Source organism: Actibacterium sp. MT2.3-13A, assembly GCF_018139985.1.
Lineage (GTDB): Bacteria > Pseudomonadota > Alphaproteobacteria > Rhodobacterales > Rhodobacteraceae > JAGSOU01.
Genome location: NZ_JAGSOU010000010.1, coordinates 118,426 through 141,100 on the forward strand (window position 1 = coordinate 118,426; position 22,675 = coordinate 141,100).

Annotated in this window: 19 protein-coding genes and 1 pseudogene; 18 read left to right on the top strand and 2 right to left on the bottom strand. The window is 64.6% G+C overall.

All coding sequences use genetic code 11. The features are described from left to right. The first annotated feature begins 11 nt into the window (after window positions 1–11). From KCI33_RS10900 to KCI33_RS17905, 11 genes and pseudogenes are all read left to right on the top strand, one after another. Window positions 12–1,526 carry an aldehyde dehydrogenase family protein gene (locus KCI33_RS10900; protein ID WP_212524815.1) on the top strand — a complete coding sequence of 505 codons (1,515 nt, stop codon included), beginning with the start codon at window positions 12–14 and terminating at the stop codon, window positions 1,524–1,526. A gap of 56 nt (window positions 1,527–1,582) precedes the next feature. Continuing rightward, the gene (locus KCI33_RS10905; protein WP_212524816.1) at window positions 1,583–1,738 is read left to right on the top strand and encodes a hypothetical protein; all 156 of its coding nucleotides are present in this window, start codon (window positions 1,583–1,585) and stop codon (window positions 1,736–1,738) included. A 37-nt stretch (window positions 1,739–1,775) separates the two neighbouring features. Further along, window positions 1,776–3,158, top strand: a complete 1,383-nt coding sequence (locus KCI33_RS10910; RefSeq protein ID WP_212524817.1) for a cytosine permease — start codon at window positions 1,776–1,778, stop codon at window positions 3,156–3,158. Between the two features lie 222 nt (window positions 3,159–3,380). Continuing rightward, window positions 3,381–4,223, top strand: coding sequence for a PhnD/SsuA/transferrin family substrate-binding protein (locus tag KCI33_RS10915; RefSeq protein ID WP_212524818.1), 843 nt, complete (start codon window positions 3,381–3,383; stop codon window positions 4,221–4,223). A gap of 5 nt (window positions 4,224–4,228) precedes the next feature. Then, window positions 4,229–5,650, top strand: a complete 1,422-nt coding sequence (locus tag KCI33_RS10920; RefSeq protein ID WP_212524819.1) for a HAMP domain-containing sensor histidine kinase — start codon at window positions 4,229–4,231, stop codon at window positions 5,648–5,650. After that, entirely contained in the window at window positions 5,647–6,867 is a 1,221-nt protein-coding gene (locus KCI33_RS10925) for a response regulator (RefSeq protein WP_212524820.1), read from the top strand. Before KCI33_RS10920 ends, KCI33_RS10925 begins: the two co-directional genes overlap by 4 nt. A 152-nt stretch (window positions 6,868–7,019) precedes the next feature. After that, window positions 7,020–7,538 (top strand): arsenate reductase (azurin) small subunit, encoded by a 519-nt coding sequence (locus tag KCI33_RS10930; RefSeq protein WP_212524821.1) that lies wholly within the window; start codon window positions 7,020–7,022, stop codon window positions 7,536–7,538. Between the two features lie 13 nt (window positions 7,539–7,551). Further along, a complete protein-coding gene (locus KCI33_RS10935) occupies window positions 7,552–10,017 on the top strand; it encodes an arsenate reductase (azurin) large subunit (protein WP_212524822.1) in 2,466 nt (821 codons plus the stop codon). 71 nt (window positions 10,018–10,088) lie between these two features. After that, window positions 10,089–11,342, top strand: coding sequence for a gephyrin-like molybdotransferase Glp (gene glp, locus KCI33_RS10940; RefSeq protein WP_212524823.1), 1,254 nt, complete (start codon window positions 10,089–10,091; stop codon window positions 11,340–11,342). Beyond that, window positions 11,339–11,923: a nitroreductase family protein gene (locus KCI33_RS10945; protein WP_212524824.1), complete on the top strand. Its 585-nt coding sequence runs from the start codon at window positions 11,339–11,341 to the stop codon at window positions 11,921–11,923. The genes glp and KCI33_RS10945 overlap by 4 nt, the downstream gene beginning before the upstream one ends. Window positions 11,924–12,110: 187 nt before the next feature. Further along, window positions 12,111–12,248 (top strand): annotated as a pseudogene (locus KCI33_RS17905) (acetyl-CoA carboxylase biotin carboxylase subunit); the annotation flags it as partial. Window positions 12,249–12,301: 53 nt separating this feature from the next. Here the strand turns inward: KCI33_RS17905 and KCI33_RS10950 are convergent. After that, window positions 12,302–13,321 carry an alpha/beta fold hydrolase gene (locus KCI33_RS10950; RefSeq protein WP_212524825.1) on the bottom strand — a complete coding sequence of 340 codons (1,020 nt, stop codon included), beginning with the start codon at window positions 13,319–13,321 and terminating at the stop codon, window positions 12,302–12,304. 73 nt (window positions 13,322–13,394) lie between these two features. Further along, window positions 13,395–14,726, bottom strand: coding sequence for a cytosine permease (locus KCI33_RS10955; protein ID WP_282960730.1), 1,332 nt, complete (start codon window positions 14,724–14,726; stop codon window positions 13,395–13,397). A 919-nt stretch (window positions 14,727–15,645) separates the two neighbouring features. On the opposite strand from KCI33_RS10955, the gene KCI33_RS10960 reads away from it, so the two are divergent. The 7 genes from KCI33_RS10960 (at window position 15,646) to KCI33_RS10990 (ending at window position 22,669) form a co-directional block, all read left to right on the top strand. Beyond that, a complete protein-coding gene (locus tag KCI33_RS10960; protein ID WP_249139024.1) occupies window positions 15,646–16,890 on the top strand; it encodes a transporter substrate-binding domain-containing protein in 1,245 nt (414 codons plus the stop codon). 77 nt (window positions 16,891–16,967) lie between these two features. Continuing rightward, on the top strand, window positions 16,968–17,837 hold the full coding sequence (urtB, locus tag KCI33_RS10965) for an urea ABC transporter permease subunit UrtB (protein WP_212524827.1): 870 nt from the start codon (window positions 16,968–16,970) through the stop codon (window positions 17,835–17,837). 10 nt (window positions 17,838–17,847) lie between these two features. Continuing rightward, window positions 17,848–18,957, top strand: a complete 1,110-nt coding sequence (gene urtC / locus KCI33_RS10970) for an urea ABC transporter permease subunit UrtC (protein WP_212524828.1) — start codon at window positions 17,848–17,850, stop codon at window positions 18,955–18,957. 2 nt (window positions 18,958–18,959) lie between these two features. Next, window positions 18,960–19,688, top strand: a complete 729-nt coding sequence (gene urtD / locus KCI33_RS10975; protein WP_212524829.1) for an urea ABC transporter ATP-binding protein UrtD — start codon at window positions 18,960–18,962, stop codon at window positions 19,686–19,688. A 3-nt stretch (window positions 19,689–19,691) separates the two neighbouring features. Next, window positions 19,692–20,393 (top strand): urea ABC transporter ATP-binding subunit UrtE, encoded by a 702-nt coding sequence (gene urtE / locus KCI33_RS10980; RefSeq protein ID WP_212524830.1) that lies wholly within the window; start codon window positions 19,692–19,694, stop codon window positions 20,391–20,393. A 47-nt stretch (window positions 20,394–20,440) separates the two neighbouring features. After that, a complete protein-coding gene (locus KCI33_RS10985) occupies window positions 20,441–21,484 on the top strand; it encodes an aliphatic amidase (RefSeq protein ID WP_212524831.1) in 1,044 nt (347 codons plus the stop codon). 63 nt (window positions 21,485–21,547) lie between these two features. Continuing rightward, entirely contained in the window at window positions 21,548–22,669 is a 1,122-nt protein-coding gene (locus KCI33_RS10990) for an AAA family ATPase (RefSeq protein ID WP_212524832.1), read from the top strand. Window positions 22,670–22,675: the final 6 nt, after the last annotated feature.

Below are 22,675 nucleotides of genomic sequence, written 5' to 3' on the forward strand. Positions count from 1 at the left end.
GGGGAAGGACAATGACCGAAGTTCTGGAGCATTTCAAACGCGTGAGCGGCGGCAATTTCCGGTCCGGGGGGATCCGGACGAGCGGCGGCACGCGGGGCCTCGATGTCATCGACCCGGCGACCGAGGCGGTGATCGGCAGCGTCACCGAAACCCCGCCCGAAGAGATCGACGCCTGCATCGAGATCGCCAACGCGGCACAAAGATCCTGGTGGCGGGATCTGTCCTCGGTCGAGCGCGCGCATGCCATCCACGAGGCCGCCGACGCGATCACGCGCCTGCGGCCGCTTCTGGCCGAGGCGCTGACGCGCGAGATGGGCAAGCCCTACAAGGAGTCGCTGGACGAGGTGGACTGGTGCGTCCACTCGCTGCGCTATTCGGCCGAGATCGGTCGCTCCGATATGGGCAGGGTGATGGGCCCCGCGGTGGCCGGCCAGATGCATTACACCATCAAGCAGCCGCTGGGCACGATCGCGCTGATCATGCCCTTCAACTATCCGATGGTGCTGCTGGCCTGGGAGGCCGGCGCGGCGCTGGCGGGCGGAAATGCCTGCATCGTGAAGCCCTCGGAATATACAACGCTGACCACGCTTCTCTTCGCGGAGGCGTTCAGTCACCTGCCCGAGGGGCTGTTCCAGGTCGTCACCGGCGGCGGCGAGGTCGGCCGCCGGCTGGTCGAACATCCGGGCACCCACGGCGTGGCCTTCACCGGCAGCGTGCCGGTGGGGCGCTCGGTCTCGGCCACCTGCGGCGACCTGATGAAGCCCGCGCTGATCGAAACCTCGGGCAACGATCCCTTCATCGTGATGCCGTCTGCCCCGCTCGACATCGCGGCGCGGGCCGCGGCCTTCTCGGCCTACATGAACTGCGGCCAGATCTGCGTCTCGGCCGAGCGGTTCTATGTTCATGAGGATATCCACGACGCCTTTGTCGAGAAGCTGGTTGAGGAAACCGCGAAACTGCGGATCGGCAACGGCCTCGACAAGGTGGACATGGGGCCACTGGTCTCATCGAAGGAACGCGACCGTTACGAAGCCGTGCTTGCGAGGGCAAAGGACGAGGGCGCGCGCGCCGCAATCGGCGGCGGCCGGCCCTCCGGGTTCAACCAGGGCTGGTTCGTGGATGCGACCGTGCTGGTGGACTGCACCCCGGACATGAGCCTGTTCCACAACGAAAGCTTCGGCCCGGTGGCGCCGATCTGCCGGGTCCGGGATTTCGACGAGGCGCTCGCGCATGCGAACAACAGCACCTACGGGCTGGGCGCCAATATCTACACCAGGGATCTGGGCGAGGCGGTGCGCGCCACCGAGGACCTCCAGGCCGGGATGGTCTGGGTGAACGCGCCGCTGCTCGACAATGACGCGGGGCCGTTCGGGGGCTCCAAGTTCAGCGGTCTCGGGCGGCAGCTTGGCCCCGAGGGCATCGACACCTTCCGCGAAACCAAGCTGGTCATGATCGACCCCGCATGCGCGCCCCAGGATTTCTGGTGGTTCCCGTATCCTGACGAGGAAATGTTCAAGAAAAACTGATCGCCAAAAGATCGGAAGAAAAAAGAAAACCCAACAGATCGGAAAGGGAGGACGGAATGGACGACAGAACGATGCAAATGGAGCTCGATCGCCGATTGGCCGAGCTCGAGAAACCGGAAAACCAGGGGGGCGGCCTCAGCTCCGGGGACTGGATTTTCCTTCTTCTGACCGGCGTGATCGGCCCGGTGCTTCTTCTGCTTTGGGGGTGGTGACATGAGCGATATTTCACAAGGGGGAGCCCCCGCCGGGATGGATCCCGCCGACGAGACCAACTGGCCGCTGCTCAAATCCGAACGGACTTGGGGCCAGCTTGAGCTCGGGATCGTCCTTCTGGTCACCGCGACGGCGACCTGGTGCTACATCATCGGCGAATATGTCGGTTATTACCTGAACCTGAAACAGGGCTTCGCCACGATGACGGCGGGCTCGATGATCGGGATGTTCCTGGTCACACTGGCGGTCGTTCCCGCCGCGACACGCTACGGGATCGACTCCATCGTCGCGGCGCGCCCGCAGTTCGGTAACCGCGGGTGGATCGTCACGGTTTTCCTGCAATACACCTCGATCATCGGCTGGAACTCGCTGCTGATCATTTTCTTTGGCAAATCGGTCGTGCAGCTCTTGCTGACAATCGGTGCCGTCGAAGAGGCGAGCGCCGGAATGGTCCAGATCGTGGCGACGCTGGTTGCCTGCGCGATCATCTTTGGCGTGCTGCTGAAGGGCAAGACCGGGATCGAGCGGGCCTCGAACATCCTGTTCTTCTTCGTGGTCGGCGTCGGTCTCTGGATGATCTACATCCTGTTTTCCAACCAGTCCGAAGCGATTGCCACGGCCACCCCGGCCTATGCCTCGGGCGATATCCAGTGGGACTATGTCACCGGCATCGAGATCGGCATCGTCAGCCTGCTCAGCTGGTGGCCCTATATCGGCGCCATGGTGCGGGTCGCGCCGAACGCGCATACCGCGGTCAAGCCGGCCATGCTGGGCATGGGCCTGCCGGTGCCGCTGCTGAGCGTGATCGGCCTGGCGGCGATCCTGGCGCTGGAGAACTCGGACCCGTCCGCATGGATGGTCGAACTCGGCGGCAGCTTCTACGGCACGATCGCGCTTCTGTTCGTGATCGCCGCGAACCTCGGGACTGCGATCGTGGGCGTCTATGCCACCGCCGTCGGCCTGAAGAGCGTGCCCGGTGTCGGCAAGATGTCGTGGAAGGTGACGCTGCTTCTGGGCCTGGTTCCGGTGGCCTTCATCGGGGTCGTGTTGCCGGATCTGTTCTTCAACAACTTCGGCACCTTCCTTGCCTTCATCGGGGTGTTCTTCGCGCCGCTCTGTGCCATCCAGATCGTGGATTACTTCCTGCTCCGGGGGCAGCGGCTGAACGTTCGCGCGCTTTATGACAACTCCGAAGGGTCCGCCTATGCCTATTGGGGCGGGTTCAACCCGGCGGCGCTGGCGGGTATGGCGGCGGGCTTCATCGTCTATGTCTATCTGCTGAACCCGCTGACCTATGTCTCGCGTTCGCCCTACGAGATCCTCACGGCCAGTTTGCCGGCCGCGGTCGCCGGCGGCGCGGTCTACTGGATCGTGACCGTGGCCCTGGTCAAGCCCGCGGGCCGCGGCGACTACAACTAGGCCAACACCTGGCGCCCGCCGAACGCTCGGCGGGCGCCGACAGCCAGCGTGTGAGGCGACGCCTGAACAGGTCGCGCGGATCTCGTTCTGGCGCGGCGAAGGCACCGCGCAGCCCGAGCCGATTTTCCTCAGCTTCCTCAAGATCAGATCGGGGCCCCCACAGGAACGGGATTGCCCCCTGTCGTGCAAGAGGCTTAGGCTTTCGCGAGGGGAGGAACGTTGATGAGACGCAGGACGTTGATCGGGTCGCTGGCTGCATCCGCGGTTCTGCCGCTGCCCTCTATTCTGCGGGCCCAGCAGCTGTTCCGGCTGGCCTTGACGCCGGTTTTCCTCGACAACGACGCGGCGGTAATCGAGCGTCTGCGCGACGCGCTTTCGGCGGGGATGGGGCGGGATATCGATCTCGTTCAGCGCAGGACCTACCAGGAAATCACCGGTGCGCTGCTGGATGGCTCGGTCGACGCCGCATGGTTGTGCGGCTACCCCTTCCTCCAGCATCGGAGCCAATTGTCCCTGCTCGGCGTGCCGGTCTGGCGCGGTCAGCCGCGGTATCAATCCTACCTCATCGCCTCGGCCGGAGACGAGGCGGGCAGCCTGGGAGAGCTGCGCGGAGGCATGCATGCCTTTTCCGACCCAGACAGCAATTCCGGTTTCCTCGTCACGGCCTCGGATCTTGCCAGGATGGGCGAGACGCCCGACAGCTTCTTCGCGCGCACCATCTTCACCTGGGGGCACAGAAACGTGGTGCGGGCGGTGGCCGGCAGCCTCGTCCGGTCGGGAAGCGTCGACGGATATGTCTGGGAGGCCCTCGCTGCGGTGGAGCCTGACCTGGTGGGGCGGACGCGGATCGTTTCCCGGTCAGAATGGCTGGGCTTCCCGCCCTTCGCGGCGCGGACGGATCGGATGGGCGACGCGGATGTCACGACCCTTCAGCGCGCACTCCTTGGGATGGACGGGACGCCGGCCGGGCGTAAGGCACTTGACCTGCTGTTCCTCGACCGGATCGCCGAGCCCGACGTTCGGCTATTCGACGGCATCGCTGCACGAATGGCTGAGCTCGGATAGGACGGATGAAGGACCGGACGATCAGCCGCATTCCGATCACGCTCCGGGTCGCCCTTGCTATGGGCGCGCTGATGATCGTGCTGGGGATGGTCGCGTCGCAGCAGGTGCTCCGGTCGCTCAGCCGGCTTCACGACGACAGGTTGCGGGAGATCGCGCGGCTGCATGTCGAGGGGCTTTCGGTCGCGCTGGGGCCGTTCGTCCTGCACAAGGATGTGTGGGAGATCTACGACACGCTGGACAGGGCCCGGGTCGCGTCCGACGGCCAGCGGATGCTGTTCACGGTCGTGGCGGACGATCGCAACAGGGTGCTGGCGGCGACCGATCCCTTGCGCGCGCCCGTGGACAGCGACGCCACGCCGTTTTCCAAAGATGCGTCGGAGCTGTCCGCGCTGACCGCCTCGGGAAACGCGCCGCAGGCCCGGGTTCGCGCGCCGCTGCTGGTCGCCGGGCGCACGGTTGGCCAGATCGTCACCGAGATCGATGTCGGCGACCTTGTGGCAGAGCGCCAGAGGGTCTCCTTCTATCTTCTGCTCGCCAATGCCGGGGCCACCGCGCTCCTCGCTTTCGCGGGGTATTTCCTTGTGGCGCGGATGCTCAAACCAGTGACGCTGTTGGCCCAGCACATGGATGATGCAGGCGGCGCCCCCAGCCGGATACCCGAGTCCGAGATCCCGAGATCGGACACCGAACTGGCCCGGCTCCTCAGGACATTCAACACGATGACCGGGGCGATCGACGCGCGGGCCGAGGCCGAGAAACGCCTCGCCGAACGCGAGCGTTTCGTCAGCCTTGGGCGGCTGTCCTCATCCCTCGCGCATGAGATCAACAACCCGCTGGGCGGGCTTCTGAACACCGTCGACACGATCCGCACCTATGCAGACCGGCCCGAGGTGGTGCAGAAGTCCGTCGAGCTTCTGGAACGTGGCCTCGTGCACCTGAAGGACGTGAGCCGCGCCATCCTGGACGAGAACCGCCTGGACCGGGCCGGGCTTCCCTTGCGGCGCACGGATTTCGATGATCTGAAGCTGTTGTTCGAGCCCGAGGCGGCCCGCAGGCGACAAAGCCTCGACTGGCAGGTTCAGGCAGATGCGGCGGATCTGGTGTCGCTGCCGTCTGCGCCGGTGCGACAGATCGTTCTCAATCTGCTTCTGAACGCGTCTGCGGCGGCGCCCGAGGGCGGCAGGATCGGGCTGAGCGTCGACCCCCGGGACGGCGGGATCGAACTGACCATCACCGACGATGGCCGAGGCTTGAGCGCGCAGGACCTTGACCGCCTGATGTCGTCCGTGCCGGTCGCGCCCGGCGGCGGCGTGGGGCTGCGGCTGGTGCATGATCTTGTCGCCGGTCTCGGCGGGCGCATCCGCCATGCCCGGGATGCCGGCCGGACCTCCCTGGTGGTATTTCTCCCGAAGGGGGAGGAGGCATGACCCTGAAAGGGCGGCATATCGTGCTCGTCGAGGACGACGAGATCATGGGCGGATCGATCCACCAGCGCCTGGAACTGGAGGGCGCATCCGTCACCTGGGTCAAGCTGATGGGGCGCGGGTTGTCCGCGATCCGGACGCCGCGTCTGCCGGTCGATGGCGTGGTCTGCGACATCCGCCTGCCGGACGGAACGGGAGAGGAACTCTACGAAGCGCTCTGCCGCACCACCTCCCCGCCACCCTTCCTGTTCATCACCGGCCAGGGGGGCATCGACCAGGCGGTGCGCCTGCTGCGGGCGGGAGCGGCGGATTACATCACCAAGCCGTTTGACATGGCCGGTTTCCTCGACCGGCTGGCGTTGATCCTGCGCCCGGAGGAGAATGTCGATCTGCCGCCGCAAACCGGCATTTCGGTCGGGGCGCGCCGGGTCGACGCGCTGGCCGCCGAATATGCCGCGGCCGACCACCCGGTCCTGATCCGGGGCGAAAAGGGCCTGGGTAAAGCGCGCCTGGCGCGCAGAATCCACGACCTGTCGGACCGGCGCGCCGCGCCCTTCGTCGAGGTCAACGCACATCGCACCGACCGGGCCTCCGCCGCGATGACGGACGCCATCGCCGAGGTGGGCGAAGGGACCCTGCATGTCAACGGGCTCGACAGCCTTTCGCAGGCGGCGCAGGACCATCTCATCAAGACCCTGGCGGCGGACGCACCGTTTCGAACCATCGCGTCGGCCTGGCCCGCCGTCGACGAGCGCGTTGCCGCCGGGGAGTTGAGAGCGGACCTGCTGTATCTGCTCAAGACGCATGAGATTTTCATCCCGCCGCTTTCGGAACGGCCCGAGGACGCCACCTGGCTGGCCAAGCAGTTCTTCGAGGCGCTGAACCGCCGGCGCGATCCGCCGCTCAAGGGGTTGTCCTCGCACGCCGAGAGCACCATTCGCGCCCATGACTGGCCCGGCAACGGCCGCGAGTTGCGGGCGCGGCTGCTGCGGGCGGTCGAGGCCGCCCAAGGGGAATGGCTGTTCCCGTCCGACATCTTCCCGGAACTCGGGGCGGAGAGCGACCGCTTCTCGACGCTGGCCGAGGCGCGCGACGCCGCCGAACGTCAGCAGATCGTGGCGGCGCTGACCCGAACCGATGGCCATATCCTGGAGGCGGCGAAGCTTCTGAAAGTGTCGCGCACGACTCTGTGGGAGAAGATGCAGAAATTCGGCCTCTGACAACCGGCGGAAAATGTTCGGATTTCCGAACGCCAGAAAAATCCCCTTCAAATCAATGCACAGCCGCGGCGCGGCATCGCCTTCCTGCGCGTCGCGCAATGGCTGTGCACACGCCTAACATGGTGGGCAGAAAAGCAAGGGAGGACTTTTCCATGAAATGCAATCGGCTGGTCGATGCGGGCCGCCGTCAGTTCCTGCGTGGTGGCCTGGTGGGTGCCGCAGGGGTTGCGGCGTCCACGGTGCTGCCTGCGCAACAGGCGCAGGCCCGGAGCCTGGCACGGGTGGACTACCCGTCCAACAGGCTCGCCAATGTCTCGGATCTCGCGGTCAACGAACCGATGGACATCGCCTATCCCGACGCCGACAGCCCGGGCGTGCTGCTCAAGCTTGGCCAGGCGGTCGAGGGCGGTGTGGGCCCGGACGGCGATATCGTGGCCTATTCGGTGCTCTGCCCGCACAAGGGCTGGATGCTGAGCTACAACGCCGGGGACCGGACGCTGAACTGCCCGGGCCACCATTCGCGGTTTGACGCGGAGGCGGGCGGCCAGCAGGTCTGGGGCCATGCCACCAACAACCTGCCGCAATTCGTCCTGCGCGTCGACGACAAGGGCGACATCCATGCCGAAGGGGTGGACGAGCTGATCTACGGCCGTCTGTCCAACGTGCTGTGAGGGGGGAGAGATCATGGCGTACAAGAGACAGATAGACCGGCTTCCGATCATCCCGGCGGATGCGAAGGAGCACAATGTAACCTGCCACTACTGCATCGTCGGCTGCGGATACAAAGCCTACACCTGGCCGATGAACAAGCAGGGCGGCACGGCCCCCGGCGAGAACAAGTTCGGCGTGGATCTGAGCGAGCAGCAGTATCAGGACACCGAAGCCTGGTATGCGCCCTCGATGTACAATGTCGTCAAGCAGGACGGCAAAGACGTGCAGCTGGTGGTGAAGCCGGATGTGAACTGCGTGGTCAATTCCGGCCTCGGCTCGATCCGCGGGGCGCGAATGGCCGAAAACCGCCCCTCCACGGTGACGGGCACGCAGCAGCAGCGCCTGTCGGACCCCAAGGTCTGGCGCAACGGCGTCTGGCAGCCCACGACGTGGGACGACGCGCTCGACCTGGTGGCGCGGGTGACGGCGCGGGTGGTGACCGAAGGGTCCGAGGATGATCTGGTCGTGTCGATGTTCGACCACGGCGGCTCGGCCGGCGGGTATGAGAACACCTGGGGCACCGGCAAGCTCTATTTCGAGAGCATGAAAATCAAGAACTGCCGGATCCACAACCGCCCGGCCTACAACTCCGAGGTCCATTCGACCCGGGACATGGGCGTGGGCGAGCTGAACTACGCCTACAAGGATTACGGGCTGACCGACACGATCTTCATGGTCGGCGCGAACTCGATGGAGACCCAGACCAACCTTTATCTGAACCACATGGTGCCGGCGCTTCAGAACGGGGCGAAGTTCATCGCGGTGGACCCGCGGCGCACGCTGACGATCAGCGCGTCGGAGCAATATGCGGGCCAGGAGAACGTCCTGCATCTTGCGATCAACGAGGGCACGGACATGGCGCTGTTCAACGCCATCCTGACCCATATCGTCGATAACGGCTGGGTCGATGCGGAGTTCATCGCCAACTCGACCTTCCAGGGCGGCGAGGCGGTGGCCCAGGACGAGGCGCATCCGGCCGGGCTCGGCAGCCTCGACTACGCGCTGGAAACCTGCCGCACCTCGGTAGATGAGGCGGCGGAAATCTGCGGCGTCCCGGCCGACGACATCGTCAAGGCCGCCGAATGGATCGCCAAGCCGCATGACGACGGCAGCCGCCGCAAATGCGTCACCGCCTATGAAAAGGGCATCATCTGGGGCAACGACAACTACCGCACCATCGGCGCCCTGGTGAACATCGCCCTGGCAACGGGCAATATCGGCCGCGAGGGCGGCGGGGTCTGCCGCCTCGGCGGGCACCAGGAGGGCTATTACCGCCCCTCGGATGCGCACGTCGGGCGTCCCGCCGAATATATCGACCAGTTCCTGATCCGGGGTCTGGGCGGCGTGCACCACATCTGGGCCTGCGACCACTACAAGACCACGCTGAACGCCTCCGAGTTCAAGCGCGTTCACAAGCGCCGGTCGGACATGGTGAAAGACGCCATTGACGCCGCCGCCGGGGGCACGCGGGAACAGGTGGTCGATGCGATCGTCGCCGCGATCAACGCGGGCGGGCTGTTCGTGGTGGACGTGGACATCATCCACAGCCAGATCGGCCAGAACGCCCATGTCATCCTGCCAGCCTGCGAAGCCAACGAGATGAACCTCACCTCGATGAACGGCGAGCGGCGGATGCGCCTGTCGGAGCGCTACATGGACCCGTTCGGCAATTCCAGGCCGGACTGCCTGATCGCGGCCGGCATCGCGCAGAACATGGAGCGTGTTTTGCGCGAAATGGGCAACGACGCCTATGCCGACCAGTTCAAGGGCTATGACTGGGAGACCGAGGAAGACGCCTTCATGGACGGCTACAACCAGGGCAATCCCGAAGTGACCTATGATCGCCTGCGCGCCATGGGGAACAACGGGGTCCAGGAGCCGGTCGTGGGCTACGAGAACGGCCAGTTGATCGGCACCGAGCGGCTCTATGCCGACGGCACCTTCGACCGGCACGGGCGCGACGACAAGAAGGCGTTGTTCTGCGCCGCGGGCTGGCGGGGCTGGCAGGCGCCGGGCAAGGCGCGCGAAAAGGCGGCCCACAAGTTCTGGATCAACAACGTTCGCGCCAACATCTTCTGGCAGAACCAGTTCCTGGACCAGGAAAACGACTTTATCCAGGACCGTTTCCCGCATCCCTTCGTCGAGATGAACCCCGACGACATGGTCGAACTGGGCCTGAACCCGGGTGACCTGCTGGAGATCGTCAACGACAACGGCGTGACCCAGGGCATGGCCTATCCGACACCGACGGCCAGGCGCGGCCAGGTGGCGATGGTGTTCGGCTCTCCGGCCGGAAGCCAGGGCAACGTGGTCAACCCCGGCGTGAACGAGCTGGTGCTGCCGGACTACAAGCACTGCTGGGGCGACATCCGCAAGATCGCGAATGCGACGCCCGAGACGCGCGCGATTTCCTTCAAGTCCAAGGAAGTGGCGCTCTGAGGATCGCAAGCCGCGCCCGCCCCGGAACCACCGGGGCGGGCGTTTGTTTCATGCCCATGGGGGAGGGCGTCATGGCTCAAGCCGATTTTTGTTCCGCCGGAAAGACAGGGGCGACGCTTTCGGTCGATGCGGCGCGCCTGCGGACCATCGCCGCCGTGGCGATGATGCGCGAGACGGAGGTGCTGCCACTCGACCGCGCCCTCGGCCGCGTTCTGGCCGAGCCGCCCCTTGCGAGGGTCAACCTGCCCCCCTTCGATAACGCTGCGATGGACGGCTATGCCGTCTCGACCCGAGATCTCACGGGGGAGGGGCCCTGGCGCCTTCCAGTCTCGGACAGGGTCGCGGCTGGCGACACCCGGTCCATCACCCTTCGGCCCGGCACGGCCGCCCGAATATTCACCGGGGCCCCGATCCCTGCGGGGGCGGATGCCGTCATCATGCAGGAAAGGGCGCACCGCGACGGCGATATGCTGATTGTTTCGGAGGCCCCGCGCGCGGCGCTCAATATCCGGCGCCGGGGCGAGGACCGGCGCGCGGGAGAGCCGGCGCTTCCTTCTGGTCACCTGCTGACCGCGCCGCGTCTGGCCCTTCTGGCCGGAACCGGCATCGCGCTGGTTTCCGCCTTCCGCAAATTGCGCGTCGGCCTGTTCTCGACGGGCAGCGAGTTGCAGGAGCCGGGATCGCCGCTGCGGCACGGCCAGATCTACAATTCAAACCGCGTCATGCTGCGCGCGCTGCTTGCGCAGCCCTGGATCGACCTCACCGATTACGGCATCCTTCGGGATGACGCCGGCGCGATCCGCGCCGCCATCCGCCGCGCGGCTGAGGCGAACGATATCGTCATATCCTCGGGCGGCGTCTCGGCGGGCGAAGAGGATCACATCCTCGACGCCCTGCGCTGCGAGGACGCCACGCTGGACGTTCTGAAGGTGGCGATCAGACCGGGCAAGCCACTGACGGTGGGGCGCGTCGGAGGCGCGCTGTATGTGGGGCTGCCCGGCAATCCCTACGCCGCGGCGGTCACCTTCGGCCAGATCGCGCGGCCCGCGCTGCGCAAGGCCGCCGGGCTGTCCGAGATGCCGGAACCGTGGATCCCCGCCGTGGCCGGTTTCGACTACCCCCGCACCACGGGCCGGCGGGAATATATCCCCGTGACCTGGGATCAGCGGGACGCCATGGGCAGGCCTGTCGTGCAGCGTCTTGGGCGGGGGGCGTCCGCCAGCCTGGGGCCGATCGCGATGGCGCGGGGGATCGCCGTCATCGACCCGGACATGCCGCATGTCAGTGCGGGCCAGCCGCTGCAGGTGGAGCCGCTTTTCGAATGAACCCGATCCTGACTGCGATCCACGCGCGCAGATCCGTCAGCCCGCGCCGCCTGACGGGCCGCGCCCTGTCCATCGAGGAACTCACCACCCTCGCGGAGGCCGCGGCGGCGGCGCCCGACCACGGCAATCTCGGGCCTCTGCATCTCATCGCGGTGGCGCCCGAGGATCGCGCAGCCCTGGCCGAAGTCTTTGCCAGGGCCGCCCTCGAAGCGGACCCGGCAGCCTCGGCCGAGGATCTCGGCCGGGCGCGCGACCGCGCGCTGGCGGCCCCGACCCTCATTGCCATCGTTGCGCGCATCGACGACCGCCATCCGGCCGTGCCGGCCAGCGAGCAATGGATCTCGGTCGGGGCGGGGCTCCAGAATGCTCTGCTGGTGCTCGAAACGCTGGGGTGCAGGGGCAGAATCGTCAGCGGGCGGCGCGTTGCGAGCCAGGCGTTGCGATCGGCCTTCGGTCTGACCGAGGCGGAGCATCTTGCCGGCTTCATCGCGATCGGCGCGTTCGAAGGCGATCCCAAGCCCGCCCGACGCCGCGCGACGGAAAGCGTTCTGTCGATTTGGCGGCGGCCGGAGGGGCGTTGACATGAGCGCAGGCGCCGATATCCGCTGACGTGCTCCCCCCCTGGCGCACGGTGTCGTGGCCGCTCTTGTGGTTCAAGCCGTCACCTGGGGCATCCGGGCCATCGTCGAAAAAGCCGAAAAACAAGTGCGTTCACACCTGCGCAGCTGCGTGGGCGGGCAGGGGATCATGGTGACCGCGACGGCCTATGGCGAACGCGCCGTGCATCTGTTCGAGGGCGAATGCTCTCTTCAGCGGAGGCGCCAGAAAGTCTGGGAGGAAGTGCCCGCCGCCGCGCCGCCCGAAGCTGTGCGTGCCGCGCCCTGTGCCTCAGCCGTGCGACTGAGCGCTGAAGGCGGCACCGAATGGTGCCGCCTCCGTCGCGCTGCGCACGCGGCTCCTTACAGGGCCAACAGCTCTTTCAGTTTGTCATCGATGAACTTCACATCTTCAGGGTTCGTCCCCGGCCCGCCGGCAAAGTGGCCCCAGATCGAGGGGACGGGAACGAATTCGGCGTTGGGCATGTTGGCCACCTCGAATTCGCTGTCCTCGGGCGGGAAGTACAGATCGGTCTGGCCAGGCATGACATAGGCCTTGGCCTTGATCGCACCCAGCGCTTTCTTGAAGTCGCCGTTGAACACGTCGTTGTCGCTGATGTCGCCGTGCTGCCAGGTCCAGGCCATGGTCAGCAGGTTGTTGGCGTCCTTGGGCAGGAAGAAACCCTCCCAGAAGGCGACCAGGAAATCCTCGAGCGAGGAGTAGCCAAGTGTCTTGAGGTCCAGTTCGGCGCGGTAGAAAGCCTGCGAAAAGCCCCATCCGGCGTAGACCCGCGCCATCGCGCGCAGACCCTTCTCGGGCTTTGCCTTGTAGCGCCCGTTTTCCCAGGCGGCATCGGCGCGCAGCGCGGCCTGGACGCCTTCGAGGAAGACGAAGTTGTGGCGCGAGCATTTGGCCGAACCGCAGAACGGTGCGATGCGCTCGACCATATCGGGGAACAGCGCCCCCCAATGGAAGGTCTGCAGAGCCCCCATCGACCAGCCGGTGACAAGGGCGACCTTCTCGATGCCGAATTTCTCGGTCACCAGGCGATGCTGCTGGATCACGTTGTCATAGGCCGTGACGTCCGGGAACCGGTCGGCGTTGTAGGGCTCGGGCGTGTTCGACGGAGAGGACGAGAGCCCGTTGCCGAACATGTTCGGGATGATGATGAAATACTTCTCGGGGTCCAGCGCCATGCCCGGACCCACCAGCCATTCGTTGTCGTAATGCTGGCCGGAATACCAGGTCGGGTAGACGATCACGTTGTCCTTGGCTGCGTTGAGGGTGCCGAAGGTCTTGTAGGCGAGCTTGCAGTCACGAATGGTGGCGCCGCGTTGAAGCCGGACATCGCCCAGGTCAAAGATTTCGTAGTCGCGGGTCATCTCTGTTTCCTTGTTGAGGTGGGGAAGGCGGCGCGGGCGGGCCGCGCCACCAGGGTCTTGTTTCCGTCGGCCCTCAGGCGCTGGTCCTGCTGCCGGCCATCTTGCTCAGCACCAGGTAGGCGATGCCGCCCACGAGGCCGGCCGAGATCGCGGTCGACATCTGCGGCGCATACCATTCCACCAGGAAGGCCACGACCGAGCCGCAGGCCCAGGCGGCAAAGGCCGTTCCGCGCCAGTCGGTGTCGATTTGAGAGCCTTTGCGGATGATGAACTGGTCCACCAGGATGATCGCCCCGATCGGCGGCACCAGGATGCCCAGCAGCGAGAGCCACTGGATGAAGAACGCCCAGACGTTGGTCGCCGCGATGACGATGCCGACAATGCCCAGCAGGATGGCGAACAGGCGCATGTGGCTGCGCAGGATCCGCGACCAGCCGGTGGCGGCGTTATACAGGCAGTGCGCGCAGACCGAGCCGAGATTGACATAGAGGAAGACGAAGGCCAGCACGCTGAGCCAGGTCAGCTGCTGCGCGTTCATGTAGCCGAACATGTTGTCCGAACCGAAGGGGTTGGCGTCCGGCACGGCCAGGGCCGCGGTCATCACGCCGCCCACCAGCATGGCGACCAGGTTGGCGAAGGGGAACGCGCTGAAGGTCGCGACCAGCGAACTGGCGTCGTCTCTGGCCCAGCGGTTGAAGTCGGCGGTCACGGTGCCGGCGTCGATGAACAGCGCGATCACGACCGTCAGGCCGACCCCCATGGACATGGTGGCGGCGCCGTTGTTGCCGGGATAGGCCATGATCTCCGCCCAGCTGCTGCTCGCGGCGGCGTCTCCGGCGACCCACAGGCCCAGGATCACGAACAGAGGCACAGAGACCGTCCCGATCAGGTGCAGACCCCTCACCCCGATGAAGGTGATCCCGATATAGAGAAGCCCGGCGATCACCGTCATCACGACGTAGTTCAGCTCATATGTGCTGCTGACAAGGGCCCCTGTGATCCCTGTCTGCACTGCGTACCACCCCAGCAGGAGTGTCGACAGCAGGCCGGAGGCAAAGACATAGCCCTTGCGGCCGAATACGATGCTGGCCAGCAGCGCGAAGTTCATGCCCTTGCGCGTGCCCAGCAGACCCAGCGCCCCGACGTAGCACAGCATGATCAGGTTGCCGATCACCATGGCCTTCAGAGCCTGGCTGAACCCCATGCCAAGCACCAGGATCGAGCCGGTCATGGCCCCGGTGATGATCATCGGGAAGCCCATCCAGACCATTGTCACGGAGAACATGCTGCGCCGCGCCCTGGCCGGGACTGGCTCATGCTCGTATTCTTCGCCAAGAGTGTGGTCGATATTCTCTTCCAAGTGCTCTAGCGCTTCGGGTTCCAGGTGGCGATCTGGATTAGACATTTCGGATCCTTTCTCTCGTTTCCGTTTTTGTTTTGCTTTGTTTTTTTCGAGAAACGCGGGGCCCGGAAAACTCGCACGCAGTACCTCCCCGCCCGCCAATTATGCTGACGGCGCGCCCGATGCGGTCCGAGGGACCGCGTGTCGACTGGGGGAGAGAGGTTGCCGGTTGACCCGTGAGCGGGGGAGTGGAAATGACCCGTTCGGGTTAATCAGCGGAAAAATGCGAGTTTTTGTGTCCGGTCCCGTTTCCTCCCCGTTGAGCAGCGAAAAAATCGCTAAAAAAAAACCCCTTACGACCCGCGAAATCGGCGGTTGCGTAAAGGGCTTTCTTTGCCGTCAGTTTGGTCGTCTCACTCGTCGTTGAGCTTGACGTGACGGAAGGTTGCGGTGATTCGTGTTCAAAAGCAATTTTTTTTCGTGCCGCTTTTCTGCCCGGTTCGGGAACTTTGCGCTTCACGCTTGGGCACCACGGGCGGATGCGTGGCCTGTTCATGTGTTGCCGGCCATCTGTTGCTGAGTCTGGCTGGCGATGACGCCTCGAACGGCGGGGGCCGCGGCCCGGCCGGAATTGCGGGGCCATTGTATCGGCCGGGCGGAACGATCCACCGACACTGCTGACGTCATCCCGGAACGCAGCCGCCCCGGGGCCCTGATGCGGGGCTGAAAGCGCTCCCCGCCGGTGCTCCGCCATGGGGCCGGTTTGTGTGCCGGTCGGTCAAACTTTTAAGTTACTCATTTCAGGCGCAAAAATTTTCTTGCAAATATTGTGAAGCTCGCGAAGGATTGTTTCAGAGCTCAACGCTGAGCTCGGAAAATATTTTGGGCAAAAAAGCTCTCCATTTGCAGTGGCTACTGCGGTGGGGGGCTTTTTTTTGCTTTCGCGAGGGGGCGCCCAGAGCCAACAGGGGAGAAAAAAAACATGAAGAGACGTCAATTTCTGGGCCGTGTCGGGGCGGTTGGTGCGGTCGGCATGGCCAGCTCGCTGTCGGCGCCGGCTCTGCTGAGTTCGACGCGCGCGGCCTTTGCGCAGGGCGACGACATTCCGGTCGGTGTGCTGTTTTCGCTGACCGGCGCCGTGGCGGTGGTGGAGCACACGCTGCACGACGCCACCTTGCTGGCGATCGAGGAAATCAATGCCGCCGGCGGGGTTCACGGCAAGCAGCTGCGCCCGATCATCGAAGATCCGGCCTCCGACCCGGCAACCTATGCCGACCGTGCGCGCCGCCTCATGATCCGCGACAAATGCGTGAGCGTGTTCGGTTCCTACACCTCTGCAAGCCGCCAGGCGGTGCTGCCGGTGACCGAGCAGCGCAACAATCTCTATTGGTACCCGACCCTCTATGAGGGGCGCGAATGCTCACGCAACGTGATGTATGGCGGGGCCGTTCCGAACCAGCAGCAGGACGATCTGATCCCCTGGGCGATCGAGAATTTCGGTCCGCGCTTCTACATGATCGGCAACAACTATGTGTATCCCAAAGAGGAAAACAACTACTGCAAGTCGCTGCTTTCCAAACTGGGCGGCGAGGTCGTGCATGAGGAATATGTGCCCCTCGGCCATTCCGATTTCAGCTCGGTGATCAACCGGATCCGCGCCGAAGAGCCGGATGTGATCTTCGCCACGGTCGTGGGCGACTCCGACGTCGCCTTCGCACGGCAATATCACGCCGCCGAACTCGACCCGGCGAAGATGCCGGTGATCAGCCTCACGCGGTCCGAGGTCGAGGTGAAGGCGATCGGCGGCGAGGCCGCGGCCGGACACTTTTCCTCGGCGCCCTATTTCATGGGGCACAACACCCCCGAGAACGAGCGTTTCGTCGAAAACTACAAGGCGCGCTTCGGGGCCGACCAGGTCACGCATTTCGTCAGCGAGGCCGCGTATTTTCAAGTCTACCAGTTCAAGGCGGCCCTGGAAAAGCTCGACCCGTCCGAAATCACGCCGGCCGCCATCCGCGATGCCGCCGTGGGGCTCACTCTGAATGCGCCGCAGGGCGAGGTGCTGATCGACGAGAACCTGCACACGCATCTGTGGCCCAAGATCGGTCAGTGGCAGTCGGACGGCCAGGCCAAGGTGCTTATCCAGTCGGAAGAGCGCGTCGCGCCCAAGCCCTATGCCGCCTACGAGGGCCAGACCTGCACCGGTCAGGGGCTGGTGAAAGCCTAGGTCGGCTTCCCTGAACCCAACGAACCAATCGCGCCCGGCTCTGAAATACGAGCCGGGCCAACCGGAAAGGCGTTCCGATGGACGTAGTATTTAACCAACTCTTCGCGGGTCTCAGCATGGCGTCGATCCTTCTGATCATCGCCCTGGGGCTGGCCATCATCTACGGCACGATGGGCGTGATCAACCTGGCGCATGGCGAGTTCGTGATGCTGGGCGCCTATGCCACCTGGGCGCTGCAGAGCTTTGCCGGGCTGGGCGTTCTGGCGGCGCTCCCCCTGGTGTTCGCCGCGGTCGCGGCGGTGGGGTGGGTCATCGAAAAGTTGATGGTTCAGCGTCTCTATCACCGGCCGCTCGACACGATCCTGGCGACCTGGGGCATCGGGATCATCCTGCAACAGGCCGTGCGGCTGAGCGTCGGGGCCGAGTCCCGCTTCGTGAAAGGGCCCGAGCTGCTGTCGGGCAATACCGAAATCGGCGCGCTGGTCATGTCCAATTACCGCCTCTTCGTGATCGCGTTCTCGATTTTCGTGCTGGTGGGGTCCTGGATGCTCATGACGCGGACGGAATTCGGCACGAAATTGCGGGCCGTGATCCAGAACCGCGGCATTTCCGAGTGCTACGGGATCGAGTCGAAGAGAATCTATTCAATCACCTTCGCCTATGGCGCGGGGCTGGCCGGGATCGCCGGCGCTCTCATCACGCCGCTGTTCAGCACCATTCCCACGATGGGAACCGGGCTTGTCGTGGATGCGTTCCTGGTCGTGATCGTGGGCGGGCTTGGCAGCCTGATCGGCGCCGCCTCGGCATCCGTGCTGATCGGCGAGGCCACGGCCCTTCTGTCCGCCGTGATGAACGACACGCTCGGGCGCATCGCGGTGCTGGCCGGCATCATCATCCTGATCCGCTTCCGCCCTCGCGGGCTCTTCCCCTCGGACACGCGCAACTAAGGAGCGAGATATGAATTCCAGGTTTTACTACGACCTTATCGCGCTGGCGGTGTTCTGCGCCGTGATCTTCCTGGGTGTGCCGGCGCTCATGAGCTATGACGGGTTCGAGCTCAATACCTTTGCCCGTTACCTCAGTCTCGCCATCGTTTCGATGGCCCTGGCCCTGTCCTGGGGCACGGCGGGGCTGCTGAACCTTGGCCAGGCCGCGACCTTCGGCATGGGTGCCTACGCCATGGCCATGCACCTGAAGCTGAAGGTCAGCGATGGCCTGCCCGATTTCATGGGCTGGAACAACGTCGAAAAGCTGCCGCTGGTCTGGGTTCCGTTCGAGTCCCTCTCCTTCACCCTGTTGGCGGGGCTGCTGGTGCCGGCGGCGGTCGGAGGGCTGATCGCCATCTTCATGTTCCGCGCCCGGATCGCCGGGGTGTTCGTGGCCGTCATCACGCTGGCCTTCCTGGTGGCGTTCCAGTTGCTGGTCATCGAGCAGCAGGGCTTCACCGGCGGGCAGAACGGCCTGACGGGGCTGGCGCCGCTGACCCTGGCGGGCTGGACCGTCGATACCTACAGCGTTTCCTTCTACTATCTGGTGGCCGGGTGCCTGACGGTGGCTCTCGCGCTGGGCGTGTATATCTCGCACAGCAAGTTCGGGCTGATACTGCGCGCCATCCGCGAGGACGCCGACCGCACGCGGTTCTTCGGCTACAACGTCGCCACCTACCAGACGGTCATCTTCTGCGTTTCCGCCGCTCTCGCGGGCTGGGCCGGGATGCTCTACACGCTGGTTCTGGAATTCGCCTCTCCCACCTACATGGGCGTTTCCTTCAGCCTCGCCATTGTCATCTGGTGCGCCGTCGGCGGGCGCGAGTCCGTTCTGGCCGCAGCCGTCGGCGCGATCATCGTCAACCTTCTAGAAGGCCGGCTTTCGGATGTGTTCGTCGAAGGTTGGCACATGTTGCTGGGCATCGTCTTCGTCCTGGTGGTCATGTTCATGCCGCGCGGCATCTACGGCGTGATCGTCGACGTCGTGCGCCGCCTCAACGAGGCGCGCCGCGGCGGACGACAGGACAGCGCCGAGGATGCGCTCCTGCCCGCAACCATTCAGACAAACCGGGAGCGTTGATCATGGAGCATCTGCAAGTCACCGATCTGCATGTCGAATTCGGCGGTCTGCGCGCGGTCGACGGGTTGTCGTTCGACGTCAAGCAGGGCGAGATCCTCTGCCTTCTGGGGCCGAACGGCGCCGGGAAGTCGACCACCCTCGACCTGATTTGCGGCAAGACGCAGCCCACCGGCGGCTCGATCCGCGTCAACGGCGTCGAGGTGTCCCGGCTGCTCGAGTTCCGCCGCGCCCGGCTGGGGATCGGGCGCAAGTTCCAGGTGCCGTCGGTCTACAAGGAACTGACCGTGGTCGAGAACCTGTCCGTTGCGCGGTCGCGGCGGCCCGGTATCTGGCATGCGTTGACGCGCCTCTCGCTGCGACCCTCGAAGGACGTGGACAACATCCTCGAACTGGTCGGCCTGACCGAGAAGTCACAAGACCTGGCAGGCAACCTGTCGCATGGCGAAACCCAGTGGCTGGAAATCGCGATGCTGCTGGCGCAGGACAGCCGGCTGATCCTGATGGACGAACCCACGGCGGGAATGACGATCCAGGAAACGCAGCGCACCGCCGAGATATTCCGCTCGCTCAGCGGCAGCCACACGCTGATCGTCGTGGAGCACGACATGTCCTTCGTTCGCAACGTCGCGGACCGGATCATCGTGATGAACCGCGGCACCAAGCTGGCCGAGGGCTCGATCGCGGAAATCGAGACCAACGAAGACGTCAAGACCGCGTATCTGGGGCACTGAAACATGGAAAAAATGCACGCAAGGGATCTCTATTCCTATTACGGCAAAAGCCCCGTTCTGCAGGGGGTCTCCTTTGACCTGGCGCCGGGAGAATTTCTTTCGGTCCTGGGGCGAAACGGGGTCGGCAAGACCACGCTGTTGAAGACCATCATGGGGCTGACCGACCGTTGCGCCGGGGCGCTGGCCTTTGGCGACAGCGATTTGCTCAGCCTTTCCACGCCGCAGCGTTCGCGCTTGGGGATCGGCTATATCCCGCAGGGCCGGGAGATCATCCCGCAATTCACGGTGCGCGAGAACATCCTCATGGGGACTTTCGCGCGCACCGACGGGCGGCGTGAAATCCCCGAATACCTGTTCGAGATGTTTCCCATCCTGGGCGATTTCATCTCGCGCCGCGGCGGCGACCTGTCGGGCGGCCAGCAGCAGCAACTCGCGATCGCCCGCGCGCTGGCGATGGATCCCAAGATCCTGATCCTCGACGAACCGACCGAGGGCATCCAGCCCAACATCGTCAAGCAAATCGAGCAAGCGATCATTCGCCTCAACCGCGAGCACGGGCTTGGCATCATTCTCGTGGAGCAAAACGTGCCGTTCGCGCGCGAAGCTTCGGACCGGTTCCTGGTTCTCGACAAGGGGCGGGTCGTGATGAGCGGGCGTTCGAACGAACTGACAGACTCCATCGTAGAGGAGCACCTGACCTTCTGAAGGGCAGCGATAATCACCACCAAACACCAACAGGAAAGGATCAAGACATGAGACATGGTGACATTTCAAGCAGTGACAACACCGTCGGCGTGGCGGTCGTCAACTACAAGATGCCGCGCCTGCACACCAAGGCCGAAGTCCTGGAGAACGCAGAGAAGATCGCCGATATGATCGTCGGCATGAAGCAGGGCCTGCCGGGCATGGATCTGGTGATCTTCCCGGAATACAGCACCCAGGGCATCATGTACGACCCCGGCGAGATGATGGAAACCGCGGCGACCGTTCCCGGCGACGAGACGGAGATCTTCGCGCGGGCCTGCCGCAAGGCCAACACCTGGGGCGTGTTCTCGATCACCGGCGAGCGGCACGAGCAACACCCTAAGAAGAACCCCTACAACACCCTCATCCTGATGAACAACAAGGGCGAGATCGTGCAGAAATACCGCAAGATCCTGCCCTGGTGCCCGATCGAGGGTTGGTGCCCGGGCGGCGAGACCTTCGTCGCGGAAGGGCCCAAGGGGCTCAAGGTCAGCCTGATCATCTGCGACGACGGCAACTATCCCGAAATCTGGCGCGACTGCGCGATGAAGGGGGCTGAACTGATCGTGCGCTGTCAGGGCTACATGTATCCCGCCAAGGATCAGCAGGTCATCATGGCCAAGGCCATGGCCTGGGCGAACAACAGCTATGTCGCAGTGGCCAACGCGGCCGGGTTCGACGGTGTCTACAGCTATTTCGGGCACTCGGCGATCATCGGCTTCGACGGCCGCACCCTGGGGGAATGCGGCGAAGAGGAGATGGGTATCCAGTATGCGCAGCTGTCGATCCCGGAAATCCGCGACGCGCGGGCCAACGACCAGTCGCAGAACCACCTCTTCAAGCTGCTGCACCGCGGCTACACCGGCGTCTATGCCTCGGGCGATGGTGACAAGGGCGTCGCGGAGTGCCCGTTCGAGTTCTACCGCAACTGGGTGACCGACGCGGAAAAGACCCGCGAAGACGTTGAGAAGCTGACCCGTTCGACCATCGGCGTCGCCCAATGCCCCGTCGGCAATCTGCCGACCGGCGCAAAGGAAAAAGAAGCCGGCTGATCGAGAAACAGCCCCGAGGGGGCGGCGCGCCGCCCCCTCCTGCGATCCGTATTAGGAGAAACCATGCCGTTCTTGACTGACCGCCTGCATGACACAGCGCGACAACAGCGCCTCGCGGAGGCGCTGGCCGATGAGAATGAGCGGACGGTCGACCACTCGCGCGGCGTCGGCAGAAACGCCGCGGTGAAATCGCGTTTCGCTTTCGATCTCGATGTCGTCGAACAGGAACTGCGCGCCGCGATCATAGGGCAGGACGAGACCCTCGAGCAGGTGATGGAAATCCTGAAGATCGTGCGGGCCGATATCGGCGATCCGCGCAAGCCCCTGGCCTCGGTCCTGTTCTGCGGACCGACGGGCGTGGGCAAGACGGAAACGGTACGCACCCTGGCGCGCGCCTTTTATGGGGATGCCGACGCGTTCTGTCGGGTCGACATGAACACGCTGTCGCAAGAGCATTACGCCGCTGCCCTGACCGGCGCGCCGCCGGGCTATGTCGGGTCGAAGGAAGGCACGACGATCCTTGATCAGGAAAAGATCGAGGGCACGAGGAACCTTCCCGGGATCGTCCTGTTCGACGAGGTGGAAAAGGCCAGCAACGAGGTGGTCCTGGCGCTGATGAACGTGTTCGACAACGGGATTCTGACCGTCGCCTCGGGCGAACGCACCTATTCCTTCCGCAACAGCCTGATCTTCATGTCCTCCAACCTCGGAGCGCGCGAGCTGATGGCCCTGGAAGGCGGGGCGTCCGCGTTCTGGCAGCGGCTCAGGAGGGGCGGGCGCAGCCGGCGCGAGCAGGCGCATGACATCGTGCTGAAAAGCCTTCTGGCGCGCTTTCCGCCCGAATTCGTGAATCGCATCGATCATATCGACACTTTCAACTGGATCGGGCGCGACACGATGCCTGCGCTTGTCGATGTAGAGGTGGAACGCCTGAACCGGCGTTTGAAGAAGCACGATCTTGCACTGACGATCTCCGACGAGGTGCGGGATTTTCTTTCGGCAAAGGGTTATGATAAGCGGTTCGGTGCGCGGGGATTGCGACGTGCCATGCGGAAATACCTGGAGTTCCCGCTTGCCAGTTTCCTACTTGATCAGGACGGCCTGCGCGGCCCGCGGGACGGGCAAGCCCTGACCACGCTGGTTGCCGAACGGAATGACGGGAAACTGTCGTTTCACCAATCATGAGTGAGG

What these genes read in the sequence shown, in the direction of transcription:
- KCI33_RS10900 (WP_212524815.1), top strand. Translation starts at nt 12, where the DNA reads ATGACCGAAGTTCTGGAGCATTTCAAACGCGTGAGCGGCGGCAATTTC.
- KCI33_RS10905 (WP_212524816.1), top strand. Translation starts at nt 1,583, where the DNA reads ATGGACGACAGAACGATGCAAATGGAGCTCGATCGCCGATTGGCCGAG.
- KCI33_RS10910 (WP_212524817.1), top strand. Translation starts at nt 1,776, where the DNA reads ATGGATCCCGCCGACGAGACCAACTGGCCGCTGCTCAAATCCGAACGG.
- KCI33_RS10915 (WP_212524818.1), top strand. Translation starts at nt 3,381, where the DNA reads ATGAGACGCAGGACGTTGATCGGGTCGCTGGCTGCATCCGCGGTTCTG.
- KCI33_RS10920 (WP_212524819.1), top strand. Translation starts at nt 4,229, where the DNA reads ATGAAGGACCGGACGATCAGCCGCATTCCGATCACGCTCCGGGTCGCC.
- KCI33_RS10925 (WP_212524820.1), top strand. Translation starts at nt 5,647, where the DNA reads ATGACCCTGAAAGGGCGGCATATCGTGCTCGTCGAGGACGACGAGATC.
- KCI33_RS10930 (WP_212524821.1), top strand. Translation starts at nt 7,020, where the DNA reads ATGAAATGCAATCGGCTGGTCGATGCGGGCCGCCGTCAGTTCCTGCGT.
- KCI33_RS10935 (WP_212524822.1), top strand. Translation starts at nt 7,552, where the DNA reads ATGGCGTACAAGAGACAGATAGACCGGCTTCCGATCATCCCGGCGGAT.
- glp (WP_212524823.1), top strand. Translation starts at nt 10,089, where the DNA reads ATGGCTCAAGCCGATTTTTGTTCCGCCGGAAAGACAGGGGCGACGCTT.
- KCI33_RS10945 (WP_212524824.1), top strand. Translation starts at nt 11,339, where the DNA reads ATGAACCCGATCCTGACTGCGATCCACGCGCGCAGATCCGTCAGCCCG.
- KCI33_RS10950 (WP_212524825.1), bottom strand. Translation starts at nt 13,321, where the DNA reads ATGACCCGCGACTACGAAATCTTTGACCTGGGCGATGTCCGGCTTCAA.
- KCI33_RS10955 (WP_282960730.1), bottom strand. Translation starts at nt 14,726, where the DNA reads ATGTCTAATCCAGATCGCCACCTGGAACCCGAAGCGCTAGAGCACTTG.
- KCI33_RS10960 (WP_249139024.1), top strand. Translation starts at nt 15,646, where the DNA reads ATGAAGAGACGTCAATTTCTGGGCCGTGTCGGGGCGGTTGGTGCGGTC.
- urtB (WP_212524827.1), top strand. Translation starts at nt 16,968, where the DNA reads ATGGACGTAGTATTTAACCAACTCTTCGCGGGTCTCAGCATGGCGTCG.
- urtC (WP_212524828.1), top strand. Translation starts at nt 17,848, where the DNA reads ATGAATTCCAGGTTTTACTACGACCTTATCGCGCTGGCGGTGTTCTGC.
- urtD (WP_212524829.1), top strand. Translation starts at nt 18,960, where the DNA reads ATGGAGCATCTGCAAGTCACCGATCTGCATGTCGAATTCGGCGGTCTG.
- urtE (WP_212524830.1), top strand. Translation starts at nt 19,692, where the DNA reads ATGGAAAAAATGCACGCAAGGGATCTCTATTCCTATTACGGCAAAAGC.
- KCI33_RS10985 (WP_212524831.1), top strand. Translation starts at nt 20,441, where the DNA reads ATGAGACATGGTGACATTTCAAGCAGTGACAACACCGTCGGCGTGGCG.
- KCI33_RS10990 (WP_212524832.1), top strand. Translation starts at nt 21,548, where the DNA reads ATGCCGTTCTTGACTGACCGCCTGCATGACACAGCGCGACAACAGCGC.